This window comes from Lysobacter sp. BMK333-48F3 (genome assembly GCF_019733395.1).
Lineage (GTDB): Bacteria > Pseudomonadota > Gammaproteobacteria > Xanthomonadales > Xanthomonadaceae > Lysobacter.
Genome location: NZ_JAIHOO010000001.1, coordinates 1454463 through 1470957, shown reverse-complemented (window position 1 = coordinate 1470957; position 16495 = coordinate 1454463). Strand labels below are relative to the sequence as shown.

The window sequence follows — 16495 nt, the reverse complement described above, 5'->3', positions numbered from 1 at the left end:
GGGCCCGAAGGCGAACGTGCGGCAGGGCGCTGTCCGTCGCCGGCGCGTTCGCGAGGATCCAGTCCGGGCCTCGGCACCGTTGCGGCGACGCGCGTCGGCGACCGATGCATGGCGGTGTCGCGGTTGAGATCGACCGGCGCCGACAGCGCCGCTGAGACGCGCCGTGATATGGCCGTCGCGTCGCCGAACTCATCGATGCCGCGGCGCCGTCGTTCGAGGCCGATGCTGAAGTCGACTATTCAGCAAGGCGGCAGGGTGTGGACATAGGGAAAACTCCTACGTCAGTGTCTAAGAGTATTCCGTATACGATTTGCGCGCTCGGTGTGCACTAATGACTTTGGGCCGAAATCGGCCCACGAGTGCACCGCAGTGCGGGCAGCAGAACCGGTGATCTGTTCAGTTAAGACAACAGATGCATCGCAAGGCGGCAGGAGGCCGCCGTTCGCCGTCCTACGTAGATGAAGCGTTCCGCGTGCACAGCCATTGGATGCGCAACGGCACCACCGTTGCGAACGGTCTATAAGGAGATGTGTGCGATGTCGTTAGGTACGAAAGGAAAGGTTTCGGTCGGCGCCGCCGGTATTGCCCTGGTCGGCTTCGTGTTGATGGGAGTGTCCAGCGAACGTATCGAGCGGCACGGCATGGCGCCGGCGCAGGAAAGCCCGGGCGCAGGATGGCTGTCATGGGCGTTCGGTGGCGAAGGCTTGCAGCAGCAAGCGGCCCATCGACGGCTCGCGGCCACGGGGCCTACCGGTACGGACGGCCACGGCGGCGGGCAAAACAACTCCGGCCCCGGCGACCACGCCGGCCACGCCAATCCCGGCCAGGCGAACGGCGGCGCCCACGGCCGACGCTCGCCCGGCCGCTTGTCCCGCTCGGGCCCGGCGCCGGCGTCCGGTGACCTCCAGTTCGGCGGACAACACGTGCAGGCCGCGCCGCTCAGCCCGGCCATGACTCCGCCGTCCTGGGATCCGCAGGGCTATGGGGTCAGGATCGGCGAGGAGCAGGACGCGATCGACCGGATGAACGCGCAACGTCCGTCGAAGCAGTTGCTCGACAAGCTGCGCAAAGGGGCCGCGGGGCAGACGGCGCAGCCCGCGAACCACACCGGCTGCAATTTCGCCGGCGATCAGGGCAATGCGCTGATCGCCGAGCTGCAGCATGCCGACTACGCCTGCGTGAACACTTTGTTCACCGTCTCGCGCGACGACGCCCTGAGTGTCTTCAGCAACGCCAACATGCGAACGGTCGCCGACGAAATCGCCCGACTGGCGCCCGGTTACGCCGGAGACAACCGGCAGAACATCCTGCAGCTGATCCTGTTCCTGCGCGCCGGCTACTACGTGCAGTTCAAGTATCAGGACGACGGGTTCGCGTGGTTCAGCGCCGATGTCGTGCGCTCCGCCCGCGCCGCGCTGGATGCGCTGTTCGGCAACAACTCGTTGACCACGCTGGAAACCAACGCCAACGGCGAAGTGCTGTACGACGCGCTGGTTCTCATCGACTCGGCGCGCGAAAACGTCGGCTTCCTGGCCACGGCCAGGAGCGTGGTCGCCAACTACGACGACGCCTACGACAACGACAACCTGCGGATGATGCGTAACTCGATCACCGCCGCGTTCATCGTCCTGTTCAATCAGGGCGTCGAGCTGCAGGGGCTCAGCGTGGCCGACGGCCGCGCCAATGCGGAAACGCTGAACACCTTCATCAGCAACAACCTGCGCAAGCTGGGCGGCGACCAGGCGCATCTGGTGCTGGACGGCGGCCGCGAGCTTTCCCGCCTGCTGCGGTACACCGGCGACATCAAGCAGGCAGCATCCGACCGGATTCGGCAGCTTGCCGGTCTGACCTCCTTCGCCAATGCCACCGCTCCGCTGCGCGCCATCTTCGGCCAGTTCGTGGACGAATACGATCGCGCCAACTGCCAGGCGTACGGGCTATGCAATTACAAGCAGCAGCTGGAGGCGACCGTGCTGCCGACCCGGCACGAGTGCTCGGCCTCGATCGTCGTCCGCGCGCAGCGGATGAGCGCCGACGAACTGCGCCGCGCCTGCGACTCGGTGGTCGGCGAAGAAGCCTACTTCCACTCCAAGCTGGCGACCCGGGGCATTCCGGTTCAGAACGACAACAACCAGCGCCTGGAGATGGTGATCTTCGATACCTCGCGCGACTACGCGGCGTACTCGGGCGTGCTGTTCGGCAACGGCACCAACAACGGCGGCATCTACCTGGAAGGCGACCCGGCCGCGGCGGGCAACCAGGCCCGGTTCATCGCCTACGAGCAGGGCGGCGAGGTGTGGAACCTGAACCATGAATTCGCGCACTACCTGGACGGCCGCTACAACCTGTTCGGCGACTTCACCGCCGGCTACTCCAACACCACGGTCTGGTGGACCGAGGGGCTGGCCGAGTACATCTCCTGGTCGTATCTGAACCTGCCGAACGAGCGCGCCCGCAACTACGCCGCCGGCAGCCCGCCCGCATTGAGCACGTTGTTCCAGACCGACTACGGCGACCAATCGCGGGTGTACCAGGGCGGCTACCTGGCGGTCCGCTACATGTTCGAAAACCGCGCCAGCGACATCAATGCGATGCTGGCCAAATTCCGCATCGGCGACTACAGCGCGTACAAGCGGCGTATCGCCGCCATCGGCGCCGCCTACGACGCCGACTTCAGCGGATGGGCACGCTGCATCGCCGACGAGCAAAGCTGCCAACAGCGGTTGAGCGAGTGCACCATGGCGGACTCGCGCGAGATCGGCGTCAACTGCAGTCGCAGCAACCTGTCCATGAACAAGGGCGAGCACCTGTACATGTTCGTCAGGGTGCCGGCGGGAACCCGCAACCTGCGCATCATCTCCAGCGACGGCACCGGCGACGCCAACATGTACGTCAACACGCTGGGCAACTGGGCGACCCGGGACAGCTACAACTACAAGTCGGCGAACGGTGCGGGCAACAACGAATCCGTCGCCGTGTACAACGCTCCGGCCGACTATGTCTACGTCTCCCTGTACGCCCAGGAAGCGTTCAGCGGCGTGCGGTTGTCGGTCACGTACTGAGTTTCCATGGAAGGAAGGGGGCGGGCTTCGGCCCGCCCCCGCTTCCTGGCGCATCGGCCGGTGGCGACGAGGCGCCGGAATCGGAGCGCAGGTTCAATGCAAGGGTGCGGCGGTTGCCGGGCAGGGGGCCTGAAAGCGATCCTCCTGCGAGGGGCCGCTGCATGGACAGGGGGGGCGGCTGGGATGAGGCGCGGCGAACGCATCGTAATTGCCGAGAGGCTGCCGGTGATGCAACGGTTCCTGCATGACCTGGTCGAGAAAGAGTTCGGACCGAAGATCGACTCGCTGCGGATCGTATCGAGTTCCGAAGGGTTGTTGGACGTGCTGACGCGCGACTCACCGGATCTGGTGATCGTCGACCCGTGCATGCCGGCCGGAACCACGGGCATCGCGCTATTGCGGGAGGCCGTGCTGCGTTGCAGGGATGCGAAGATCGTCGTCCATACGGCCAACGAACACGGATTGTTCGCCCTGGCGGCGCTCGAACTGGGCATCAAGGCCTATGTGCTCAAGATCAGCAGCCCGGACCTGCTGTTGAGCGCCATCCGGCAGATTTCGGCCGGCAGTGCGCTGATAGACCCTTCGGTCGACCTCGATTCGGCGACCAGGCACGCCTGGTCCACGCTCACTCCCGCCGAACGCGATGTGATGTTGCGCCTGGCCAAGGGCATGGTCGTCAACCGGATCGCGATCGATATCGGCAGAAGCTACAAGACCGTAGCGACGCACAAGTACAACGCCAAGCGCAAGCTCGGACTGAGAAGCAAGGAAGAGATCATTCCGTTCTTCGTCGCCAACGGGCTCGACTACCTGCTCGACGAGCATTGAGCGTCGCATGCGCCGCGCCCGCTTCGTGCATGCCGCGCACGAGCGCATCGCCGAATCCATCGCGATGCCCGATGGCCCCCTTCCCCCGATCTGAAACGACCGCAATCCCGGCCGCGACGCGGGCCGCTGCCGACCCAGTGCGCGCCGCGCCGACGGGGGGCGCGGCGTCCTTCGCGGCCGTCCAGGCAGCGGAATCTAAGAAAGTTCTTAGGCGACGGTGCGAGTGATCGCCCTAAGACATTTCCGCATATCAAAGCAAGTTCCCATGGCCAACAATGCTCAACATTGCAATAGACGTCACGTTTTGTTTGTGCGTTAAGGCCAATCGGTGAGGCCTGCAGGGGCATGACCCGGGCGTCGAGACGCCTGGGGGTGACTTGGGGTTGATTCGCGGGGCGGTCGGCGTTTGCCGGGATCTGGAACCAATCAGGCGGATGTTTCTCGCGAAACGTCCGCTCGGGGGCGCTTTGTCTGTCGTCCCCGCAACGAGTGCGGACTTATGGATTTCAACGACCTGTGTCGATGCCTGTTCTTGGCGATGGCCGCAGGGCTGGGGATGGCAGCGTCGATGCCGTTCCCCCGCTGCTCGAGCCGGTCGGGAAGTCAGGAAGGGCTCTTGAGCGCCGGATCGCTGCTGAGCAGCCGCGCGTTGCTGGTTCTGATCAGCGCGCTGCTTGCGGCCGCAGGGCTGTCGACGTCCGTTCGGACCGCGCCTTTCTAAGACGCGGCGCGGCTTGCGCGGGAATCGATGTGTTTCAGGGCGGGGCGTCGATCGTCGATCGACATCGCCTCGTACGGATGTCCGGCTTGTGAGCGTGCTGTGCCGGCAGCGGGATCTTTATATAGGCGACGAGAAATGAATATTTCCCGGCTGGTAGGTGGTGGAGCCGTCAATTCGACAGGGGGCATGCTGCATGCGGCCCTCGGAATCCTGTTGCGGCGCGGCGCACAGGCGCCCGCGCGCGGCTGGCGGCGCGGGCTCGCATGGAGCTTCCTGTTGCTGGCGCAGTTCGCGGCCGGGCAGGCGCTGGCGCAGGCGGAAAACTTCTGTGCGGTGAGCGGCGGCGAGCGCCCGATCTACTCGCTCAGCGGCGGCGGCGGCACCGTTACCATCCGAAAGTTCCTCCCGGGAGGCGCCGAGTCGATCCTGTACTCGTTTGCGGATCCCGGCACGCTTGCCGCCGGGTCCAACGGGTTGATGATCGATCCGACGGCCAACGGCGGCAACGGACGCTTGTTGTACCTCAACCGGGATACCGATAACGGAATCATTCAGCTCCGGCGGATTGAACCGGACGGCACGGCAGCCGACGCGGGTCTGCCGTTCACCGTCGCCAACGGCGACATCGCCGCTGGCGATGTGGACGTCGTGCGCGGAGCCTGGTCGCCCTCCGGGGTCGGATACATTTCGTCCGGGTCTTCTCCCCTGCGCCTGTATCCGATCACTCCCAATGGCGCGACCGACTATACGATCGGTGCGGTCATTACCCTTACTCCGGATTTTCCGCCCGAGGGCGGCGGCACGGGCGACCTGATCTTCTCCAGCGCCAATTCGGGCATGGTGGCGATCGGCAAGGACTTCTATTCCTTCACCATCTCCGGTACCGGCGGCACCTTGACCCGCCTCACCCGTCCGGTCTTGGCCGACGGTTCGCCCAACGATCAGCCCTGGAATGCGCTGGCGGCGACCAGCGACTCCGTCTACGTCTCCAACAGCACCGGCCACTATTTCTATAACCGCGACACGGGTCGTTACAGCCCGGCGATCGGCGGCGCGCCCATCAACGACTCGGCCTCCTGCGCCGTGCCGAGCGATTTCCCGTTGACGCCGAACATCACCGGCCTGGTCAAGACGCTGGCCCTGGTCAACGACGTGGCCTACGTTCCGGGCCAGCCGATCAAGGCGGGCGACAAGCTGACCTACCGGCTGACCTTCCGCAACGAAGGCGGCGACGCGGGTACGGTCTATGCCAACAACGTCGACGAGACCCTGCCGCCGAACACGGTGGCCGATCCGGTCCCGCCCGATGTCGCGGACAGCTATCTGCCGAACCGACAGCACTTCAATTGTTCGACCGCACCTTGCCGAAACTGGCGCGCGTTGACGGTGCCGGCGAACGGTACCGCGTCCATGGATTTCATCGTCCGGGTCGTCAATCCGCTGCCGGCCGGCACCAATCAGATCGTCAATAACGTGGCGGCCAGCATCGGCCGGCTGCCGAACGGCACCGGCGGCTCCCCGATCGACTGCAACGCGCCCGGCAACGACTGCACCGAGGTGACCCCGATCATCAACGTCGTCAAGACGCTGATCGCCGGTGGCCCGACCGCGGCGGCGGGCGAGACCCTGGTCTATCAGATCCAACTGACCAACGGCGGCACCACTCCGGCCACCATTCCGGTTGGCGGCGTCAGCGAGACCGTGCCGACCGCGACCACCGCGGCGGCGGGCGACAGCTTCAACTGCGCCGCGAACGCGCCGGCGGGCTCGACCTGCACCAACACGGCCGCGGTTACGGTTCCGGCGGGCGGGGCCCCCGTGAACCTGACCTTCCGCGTGATCGTGGACAATCCGCTGCCCGCGAGCACCGCCAACATCGTCAACACGGTCGCACTGCCGCAGTTCGTCGATTGCGCATCGCCGGGCAACGACTGCTCGGAAACCACGCCGACGTCGCGGGCGACGCTGACCCTGGTCAAGACGGTCACCAACGACAACGGCGGCACCGCCACGATCAACGACTTCCCCTTGACCGCGACCGGCCCGAGCACGATCACCGGCGTCAGCGGCATGGCGACGGTGACCAACGCCTCGGTCAGCGCGGGCGTCTATAACCTCAGCGAAACCAATGTGGCCGGCTACACCGCCGGCACCTACAGCTGCGTCGTCAACGGCGGTGCGGCGGTGTCCGGGAATTCAGTGACCCTGGCCCTCGGCGACGCCGCCACCTGCACCATCAACAACAACGACCAGGCGGCGACGCTGACCCTGGTCAAGACCGTGACCAACGACAACGGCGGCACGGCCACGATCAACGACTTCCCGTTGACCGCGACCGGCCCGACCACGATCACCGGCGTCAGCGGCACCGCGACGGTGACCAATGCTTCGGTCAGCGCCGGCGTCTACACCCTGAGCGAAGTCAACGTGAACGGTTACACCGCCGGCGCCTTCAGCTGCGTCGTCAACGGTGGCGCGCCGGTGTCCGGCAACTCGGTGACTCTGCCCGCCGGCGCTTCGGCGACCTGCAGCATCGTCAACGACGACACCCCGGCGACCCAGATCATCGCCAAGGCGGTGACGGCCAATGCCGACCAGGACGGTTCGGGCACGGTGAGCCTGGGCGACACGCTGACCTACACGGTCACCGTGACCAACACCAGCACTACCGCAAACCTGCTCAACGTGGTGGTGAGCGACAACAAGATCACCCCGACCGGCGGCACGACGCCTTGCGCGAGCGTCACGCCGGGCAACACCTGCACCCTGATCGGCACCTACACGGTGACCGCGGCCGACGTCAGCGCGGGCAACGTGGTCAATACCGCCAGCTCGACCAGTTCGGTTTGCCCGGCGGGCAGCACCGACCCGACCTGCACCACGACGGTCACCACGCCGGTGATCCCGTTGAGCCAGAGTCTGGTCAAGGCGCTGACCAACAACGCCGACCAGGACGGTTCGGGCACGGTGTCGCTGGGCGACACGCTGACCTACACGGTCACGATGACCAACACCAGCGCCAGCGGAAACCTGATCGACGTGGTGGTGAGCGACAACAAGATCACCCCGAACACCACGACCTGCGCCTCGGTGGCGCCGAACGCGACCTGCGTGCTGACCGGCACCTACGTGGTGACGGCGGCGGACGTGACCGCGGGCAACATCGTCAACACCGCCACGGTGACCAGCCCGATCTGTCCGGCAGGCAGCACCGACCCGGCCTGCATCACCACGGTGACCACCCCGGTGGCATCGCTGAGCCAGAGCCTGGCCAAGGCGCTGACCGGCAACGCCGACGAAGACGGTTCGGGCACCGTGAGCTTGGGCGACACGCTGACCTACACGATCACGCTGACCAACACCAGCGTCGGCGGCAACCTGACCAACGTGGTGGTGAGCGACAACAAGATCACTCCGAGCAGCATCGCCTGCGCCACGGTGGCGCCGGGCGCGACCTGCGTGCTGACCGGCACCTATGTGGTGACGGCGGCGGACGTGAGCGCGGGTTCGATCGTCAACATCGCGAGCGCGACCAGTCCGGTCTGCCCGGCGGGCAGCACCGATCCGACTTGCACCGCCACCGTAACCACCCCGGTGATTCCGGCCGCGGTGCGCTACGCGAAGTCGGTCAACACCGCCGGCCCGGTGGTGGTGGGCGACACGATCGTCTACACCCTGACGGCGACGATCAGCGGCGGCAGGACCTTGGGCGCGACCACCCTGACCGATACCCTGGGCACCGGCCTGGACTTCGTCGCGGTGACCGGCTCGGCCGGCTATACCTGCAACGCGGCCAACCCACTGGTGTGCACGCTGCCGGCCGGCACGGTGCCGGGCAGCTACACGGTGACCTACACCGCGCGGGTCAATGCGCAGGCGGCGGAGAAGGTCGACAACGCTGTCGTCGGCACCGGCACGGACAACCCGACCTGCCAGGGCAGCTGCATCACCAGCACGCCGGTGGTGGTGTTGCAGAGCCTGCGGGTGATCAAGCAGGCTTCGCCGCGCGACGTGAAGATCGGCGACCTGGTCCGCTACACGGTCACGGTGGAGAACACCGGCACCGTCGACGCGATCGACGCGACCCTGGTCGATACGCCGCCGGCCGGCTTCAGCTTCGTCGACGGCTCGCTGAGCGTGGCCGATCGCGACGGCGCGGGCCGCCTGGTCGGCACCTATCCGATCCAGGTCGACCAGGTCGACATCGCCGCCGGCGAGCGGGCGACGTTCACCTACCTGCTGCGGGTCGGCGCCGGCGTGCGGCCGGGCATCCACGCCAACCATGCGTTGATGCGCGACAACGGCAAGGTGGTCTCGAACGTCGCCACCGCCGAGGTCCAGCTGATCGCCGATCCGCTGCTCGACGAGTCGCTGATCGTGGGCACGGTGTTCGACGATCGCGACGGCGACGGCTGGCAGGACAGCGCGGCGATGGACGACGTGCGGATCCAGGGCGGCTTCGCGGCCGAGGCCTACGTGGCGAATTCGACCACGGTCGATCGCGGCGCCGGTCCCAAGCCCGAGCCGGATGCGAGCTCGCCGATGCTGCATGGCATCGCCCTGGGCAGCATCGCCGGTCGGCAGTCCGACGCCGATCCGGTCTCGGCCCACAGCGTGGTGATCCGTCAGCGCCTGAACGCGTTGAGCTTCAACGACGAGTTCAAGCTGACCACCAAGCAGGGCGTGACCGTGCGGATGGATGCGGCCGGAACCACCCGGATCGAGCGCAGCGGCGATGCGGCCAAGAACCTCACCGGCGCGGCGCCGACGGTCGAACGTCGGGTCAGCCAGGGCGAGGGCGGTTACGTGGTCGACTACGTCGTCAGCAATGCCGGCGTGGACGAACGCGGCATCCCGGGCGTGCGCATCGCCTCGGTGGAAGGCTTGTTGATGGAAACCGACCAGTTCGGCCGTTACCACCTCGAGGGCGTCGATGTCGGCACCCTGGAGCGCGGTCGCAACTTCATCCTCAAGGTCGATCCCTCGACCCTGCCGCCGGGCAGCGTGTTCACCACCGACAACCCGCTGGTCCGTCGCGTCACTCCGGGCCTGCCGGTCCGCTTCGACTGGGGCGTCAAGCTGCCGGCCGGACTGATCGAAGGCGGCCAGGAGCAGGTCGAGATGGAACTGGGCGAAGTCTTCTTCACCCCGGGCAGCGCCGAAGTGCGGACGCAGTACCTGCCGGCGGTCGAGAAGATGGCCGAGCAGGTCAAGCGCCACCGCGGCGGCGAAGTGGTGATCGTCGCCAACGGCGATACGCAGTCGCTGGCCTTCGACCGCGCCAGCGCGGTCAAGGACGCGTTGGTCAAGCAACTGCCGGCCGACGTGGCGCAAGCGCTGAAGGTCAGCGTGCGCGGCAACGCCGACGATCCGGATTCGCTGATCGTCGGCCTGGGCGAGGGCGGCGCATTGCTCGGCACGGTGTTGTTCGACACCGACCAGTCGACCATCAAGCCGCAGTTCGAACCGCTGCTGGACAAGGTCGCCAAGGCCCTGGAAAGCATGCAGGGCGGCGTCATCGCCATCGTCGGCCACACCGACGTGCGTGCGTCCTACGAGTACAACACCGCGCTCGGCATGCGACGCGCCAAGGCGGTCTACGAGGCATTGGCTCAGCGGCTCAGCCCCGAGGTTCGCGCCAAGGTGCGGGTCGAGTCCAGTAACGATCCGACAGCTCCTGTCGGCGCGAAGCGGAACTGAGGGGGCTGGATCATGAAGACGAACATGAAGATGAAGCTGCTGGACTACACCCTGATCGGCCTGCTCGCGGGCGCAGCTCCGCTCGCAGCCGCACAGGACTCCGGACACACGCAAGCCAAGGCCGAGGCCGGCTACGTCGATGCCGGAAAGTGCACCGAAGACGGATGCAGCGGCGAGGACGGCCTGCTGTTCAAGCTGCGCACGCGCAGCTACAGCAAGCCGGTGACCGAAGGCACGGGCAAGCAGTCCTCGTCCGAGGCGCTGCAGCCCGACCGCCGGGTCTCGGTGGCGATGGAGCAGCCGGGCAAGGCGGTGGCGATCGGCAAGTGGTCGGTCAGCCTGCCCAACGGCGGGGTGATCTGGGCGACCGAAGATCCCACCCTCGGCCGGCCGGAGATGAACATCAGCGCGACCAGCCTGGTCTCGTTCGACGGCACCCGGATTCTTAAGCCGGTGCGCTTCTACGCCTACAACAACTACTCGTCGTTCATCCAGCGCGCCGAAGTGCTGATCTACCGCGCCACCGACACCGATCTGGTCGATCCGCTGGCCAAGGTCGAACTGCCGGTGGGCGCGGTCAGCGACGTCGAATGGGACGGCAGCCTGCCGGCCGGCTACGCCGCCCGCGCCGGCGACGAGCTGCTGTACCTGGTGCGCGCCTACGGCGCCGACGGCAGCGTCGACGAAACCTTCCCGCAGCGCATGCAACTGGTGCGTCCGGAAGAGGCCGAACGCGGCCTGCAGACCCTGCGCAACGCGATGGAGCGCAAGGACGGCACCTCGCTGGGCATCGAAGAGGCGCAGCGCCGCAGCCTGACCGAATCGACTTTCGGCAGCAGCACCCTGCGCCAGCAGAACATCGGCATCTACGGTTCGCGCATCCGCATCCAGGGCCGCAATATCCCCGAGAACTACGCGGTCACCATCAACGGCCGCAGCTTCCCGGTCGACCTGGAACGCAAGCTGGTCGCCGAGTACCTGGAGCCGGTCGGCCGCCATCAGTACGACTTGGTGATGAAGGGCGAGGGCGGCGAGATCAAGCACACGCTCGACCTCGACGTCAGCGGCCGCTACATGTTCGCGGTCGCGATCGCCGACCTGACCGCCTCCAAGGGCAGCACCTCCGGCTCGATCGAGCCGCTGGCCGGCGACGAGCATTTCGACAAGGACCTGGTGGTCGACGGCCGCCTGGCCTTCTATCTGAAGGGCAAGATCAAGGGCAAGTACCTGGTCACCGCCCAGGCCGACACCCGCGAGCGCGAGGTCGAGCAGCTGTTCAACGGCTTCTGGAAGGCCGACCCGCAGAACATCTTCCGCCGCCTCGACCCGGATCTGTACTACCCGGTCTACGGCGACGATTCGACGACGTATCGCGACGTCGACACCATGGGCCGGCTGTACGTCCGGGTCGACTGGGACAAGAGCCAGGCGCTGTGGGGCAACTACGACACCGGCATCACCGGCACCGAGTACGGCCAGTACAGCCGTTCGCTGTACGGCGCCGCGCTGAACTGGCGCAGCCGCCGCAGCACCGCGCTCGGCGAGCCCGGCAGCGAACTGCGCCTGTTCGGCTCGGAAGCGCAGACCGCGCCCGGCCATAGCGAATTCCTCGGCACCGGCGGCAGCCTGTACTACCTCAAGCACACCGACGTGCTGCCGGGGTCGGACAAGGTCGTGCTGGAAGTGCGCGACGCCACCACCGGCCGGGTCGAGAACCGCATCGACCTGATCCGCGGCGCCGACTACGAGATCGACGAGATGCAGGGCCGCCTGCTGCTGACCCGTCCGCTGGCCCAGGTGACCCGCGAGAACATCCCGACCCTGACCCGCGACGCGCCCCTAGACGGCTACAGCCAGGTGCTGCTGGTCGACTACGAATTCGTGCCCAACGGCTTCGACGCCGACTCGGTCACCGCGGGTTTCCGCGGCAAGCATTGGTTCGGCGATCACCTCGCCCTGGGCGGCACCTACATCGACGAGAACCGCGCCGGCGAGGATTACACCCTCAAGGGCGCCGACCTGACCCTGCAGGCCGGCCGCGGCACCTACCTCAAGCTCGAGCACAGCAAGACCGAAGCCACCAGCGCGCCGATCTTCTACTCCGACAACGGCGGCCTGAGCTTCAGCGAGATCAACTCCGGCCTGGGCGCCCGCGAGGGCAGCGCCAGCTCGGTCGAGGCGCGGGCCAACTTCAAGGAACTGGGCTGGACCCAGCTGGACTGGTCGGCCGGCGCCTGGTGGCGCCAGGTCGATGCCGGCTACTCGATTTCGCGCTACGACATCGGCCAGAAGGTCGAGGAACGCGGTTTCGAGGTGCTGGGTCAGTTCAGCCCGACCTTCAACATCTACGGCCGCTACAGCCGCGCGACCCGCGGCGAGGATGCCCTGACCCAGGCCCAGCTGACCGGCGAATGGCGCATCACCGACGCCACCACCTGGGCGGCGGAAATCCGCCGGGTCGAGGAAGACCGCAACGGCCTGGACGCCGCCGGCGTGCTCGGCGCGCTGCAGTACAAGCACCGCTTCGGCAGCAGCTTCGACCTGTACGGCACCGCCCAGGTGACCCTGGACGACGACGGCGGCCGCTACCGCGACAACGACGCCTTCACCCTCGGCGGCAAGTACGTGTTCGGCAATCTGTCCAGCGTCGGCGCCGAGCTGACCACCGGCGACCGCGGCGACGCGGCCCAGGTCAACGCCGAGTACCGGATCCAGCCCGACCACACGATCTACGGCAGCTACACCTATTCGACCGACCGCACCGACTACGACCCGCTGTTCAACAACCGCCTGAACTCGGGTTGGACCCTGGGCCAGCGCTGGCGCCTGTCGAACCAGGTCAACATGTTCAACGAAAGCCAGTTCCTCAAGGCGCCGAACGAGTCGGGCCTGGCGCATACCTTCGGCATGGACTTCTATCCCAGCCAGGGTTGGAACATCGGCTTCACCCTGCAGAGCGCGACCCTGGACAAGGCGATCGGCGAAGTCGACCGGCGCGCGGTCAGCGTCAGCGGCGGCCACACCTCCAACGACACCCAGTGGCAGAGCAAGCTGGAGTGGCGCGAGGACCGCGGCGCCGAACAGCGCGAGCAGTGGGTGACGACCAACCACATCACCCACAAGTTCAACGAGAGCTTCCGCGTCGCCGGCCGCTTCAACTACTCCAAGACCACCGACGATCTGAACGCGCAGGCCGGGGCCAAGTTCATCGAAGGCAACGTCGGCTTCGCCTGGCGGCCGTGGAACACGACCAAGTACGCCCTGCTCGGCAAGTACACGTATCTGTACGACGTGTCGGCGCTGCCGCAGGTCGGCGACAACGTCGCCTTCTACGACCAGAAGACCCAGGTGCTGTCGCTGGAAGGCATCTACAACCCGAACCATCACTGGGAGTTCGCCGGCAAGCTGGCGCGCCGCGAAGGCGAGGTGCGCTACGGCCGCCTGACCGGGCAGTGGGCCGACTCGGCGACTACCTTCGCCGCGGTGCAGACCCGCTACGAGTTCGCCGAAACCTGGCACGCGCTGGCCGAGTACCGCTGGCTCGACGTCAAGGACGGCGGCACCCGCCGCGGCTTCCTGGTCGGCGTCGACCGCGACATCGGCCGCAACTTCCGCGTCGGCGTCGGCTACAACTTCACCGAGTTCAGCGACGACCTGACCAACTTCGACTACGACCACAAGGGTTGGTTCTTGAACCTGCTGGGGACGTACTAGTCGGAACCGGCTATGGGCGGCCTCTGGACTCTGCGGATAGGCTTTGCACCGATGCTGAACGGGAGAGCGGCGTCAAGCTTGTCTATGGAGTGGCAATGAAAGTTGTAAAGGGAAACATCGGGCTGTCCGTTCTCGCCAAGGCCGTGGCCGTGTCCCTCGTGGGCGCGGCGCCGGCCACGAGTTTCGCCGCCGACGCGCTGGCGGAGGACGGTCTGAATGGTTGGCGGGCAGAGGCGGTGAGCAAGGATTCGAGCCTCTGCATCGATGTGGACGGACAAGGCCAGGCGATCCAGAGCTACTGCACCGGCGCCGCTTCGCAGCGGTTCCAATTGGCGGGAAATGCCGACGGTACCTATAGCCTTCGCCAGGAAAGCGACATCAATCAGTGTCTTGGCGTCGGCGCGGGACGGATGGACAACTACGCGCCGATCACCAAGGCGAGCTGCGGCGCTGCGCCGGCCCCGGCGCAGAAATGGAAGGTCGAGCGGCCGAGTTCGGGCAGCTATGTGTTGAAAGCGGCGCACAGCAACAAGTGCCTGGTGGTGACCGGCGCCTCCAAGGATTCGGGCGCCGCTCTGGTGCAGCACGACTGCGCCGGCGGCACCAACGAGCAGTTCGGCTTCGCCAAGTTCGTCGCCGGCGCCAACGACGCGGGCTACTCCGGCGCATGGTCGGCCCCGATCGACCTACACATGGTCGCGTCGTCGGTCGCGGTGCTGCCCAATGGCGGACTGATGTACTGGTCCGGCAGCGGTACGCACTCTTTCCACGGCGATACCGGAACCTATTACGGCTACTTCGATCCGAAGACCAACGCGGCGAGTCACCATCCGTTGCACATCGACTTCGGCCTCGAGGCGTTCTGCCCGGCCTTGGTGTTGGGCGCCGATGGCCGGGTCATGATCATCGGCGGCGGCGGAAAAGCCGAAAATCGCGATCGGGTGTTCAGCTACAACTATCAGACCAGCAACTGGAGGCGGGAGTCGTTCCTGACGATTCCGCGTTGGTACAACTCCGGTGTGGTGCTGGGCGGCGGCGAGATCTACACCATCGGAGGCGACGGCGACGGCAATCCTATCCACAGCGGCATGGAGCAAAAGGGCGAGTACTGGCTGCCCGATCAGGACACCAACACGCCGTGGCGGCTGTTGACCGGCACCGGCGAGCCCGATCCCAGTCCCGACGGCAGCGGCGACTACGGCCAGGCCCGCGCGCAGTACTACCGCCGCTTGGCCTTGGCGCCAGACGGCAGGATCCTGGAGTTCGGCCTCAGCCCGACGATGCGTTGGCACACGATCGACGGCATGGGCGCCACCACGGTGGCATCGTATCGGCCGGGCGACTACGGCCAGGGTATCGACAGCAACGCCCAAGGCGCGCCGTCGGCCCAGTTCTCGCGCGACAAGATCCTGATGGCGGGCGGCGCCACGGCCTTCGGCAACGAAGATCCGAAGGAAGACACGCTGGCGCAACAAGTCCCGGCGCGGAAGAAGAGCTTCGTCATCGACCTGGACACCGGTACGGCGAAGCGGGTCGCCGACATGCGCTATCCGCGCTACCAGGCCAACGCCGTGACTATGCCCGACGGGCAGGTGTTCATGACCGGCGGGTCTCCCAAGTCTTTCTTGTTCAACAATACCGGCGCCATCGTCGCCCCGGAAATGTACGACCCTGCCACGAACACCTGGACCACGCTCGCGCCGGCGGCCAGGCCGCGGATCTATCACTCGGTGGCCATCCTGCTCCCGGACGGTCGCGTCTGGATCGGCGGTGGCGGGCAGTGCGGAACCTGCACGGTCAACGAGAGCACGGCCGAGATCTTCACGCCTCCGGCCCTGCTCAAGGGGTTGCCGCGCCCGGTCATCGCCGCCGCGCCGCAGTCGGTCGCCTTCGGCGAGCGCTTCACGGTTTCGGCAGCCGTCCAGAACAGCCAGATCGGGCGATTCACGATGGTGCGGATGTCGGCCACGACGCACTCCATCAATACCGATCAGCGCCTGCTCGAAATCGGCTTCACGGCGGGTGCGAACGGCACCTATGAACTGACCGCTCCCGGCAACGGAAACGTCGCCCCGCCGGGATACTACATGTTGTTCGCGATCAGCCAGGACGGCGTCTATTCCGTCTCGTCCATCGTCAAGGTCGCCAAGCCGGCCGGCTAGCGCCCAAGGCCTCGAGCGGCAGGACCCGGCGATTGGCCGGATCCCGGATCGAGGGCCGATGGCTTTCGTTGACCCTCCTCGTCCAACGGATGGACCCGCGGACGAGGAGGGGCTTTTCCAGTGTCTCGCCCGGCTTCAGCGGGCCCGTCGGCAAGTTGCCTGCGATGGCAGCGGCGCGAAAGGCCTGGTGCTCCGGTCGGGGCCCAACCCACCCATCAATTCCGAACGATGGCGATACGCAGGCGGTTCCAATCCGGCGTACCGGCCATCGGTCGGCACAAGGCAGTGTCGCAATGAATAGAGACATT

The 16495-nt window shown here is 66.5% G+C and carries 6 protein-coding genes; all 6 read left to right on the top strand.

The genetic code is table 11. The annotated features are described in order from the left end of the window. Nucleotides 1-536 precede the first annotated feature (536 nt). The 6 genes from K4L06_RS06170 to K4L06_RS06145 all read left to right on the top strand — a co-directional run bounded on the left by K4L06_RS06170 (nucleotide 537) and on the right by K4L06_RS06145 (nucleotide 16187). Nucleotides 537-3062 (top strand): collagenase, encoded by a 2526-nt coding sequence (locus tag K4L06_RS06170; protein WP_221670567.1) that lies wholly within the window; start codon nucleotides 537-539, stop codon nucleotides 3060-3062. 6 nt (nucleotides 3063-3068) lie between these two features. Further along, nucleotides 3069-3890, top strand: coding sequence for a response regulator transcription factor (locus K4L06_RS06165; RefSeq protein ID WP_343225731.1), 822 nt, complete (start codon nucleotides 3069-3071; stop codon nucleotides 3888-3890). A gap of 499 nt (nucleotides 3891-4389) precedes the next feature. After that, nucleotides 4390-4611 (top strand): hypothetical protein, encoded by a 222-nt coding sequence (locus tag K4L06_RS06160; protein ID WP_221670565.1) that lies wholly within the window; start codon nucleotides 4390-4392, stop codon nucleotides 4609-4611. A 186-nt stretch (nucleotides 4612-4797) separates the two neighbouring features. Then, nucleotides 4798-10311 carry an OmpA family protein gene (locus K4L06_RS06155; RefSeq protein ID WP_221670564.1) on the top strand — a complete coding sequence of 1838 codons (5514 nt, stop codon included), beginning with the start codon at nucleotides 4798-4800 and terminating at the stop codon, nucleotides 10309-10311. 12 nt (nucleotides 10312-10323) lie between these two features. Continuing rightward, the gene (locus K4L06_RS06150) at nucleotides 10324-14025 is read left to right on the top strand and encodes a TonB-dependent receptor (RefSeq protein ID WP_221670563.1); all 3702 of its coding nucleotides are present in this window, start codon (nucleotides 10324-10326) and stop codon (nucleotides 14023-14025) included. Between the two features lie 95 nt (nucleotides 14026-14120). Next, complete coding sequence (locus K4L06_RS06145; protein WP_221670562.1) at nucleotides 14121-16187, top strand: galactose oxidase-like domain-containing protein; 2067 nt, start codon at nucleotides 14121-14123, stop codon at nucleotides 16185-16187. The last annotated feature ends 308 nt before the right edge of the window (nucleotides 16188-16495 follow it).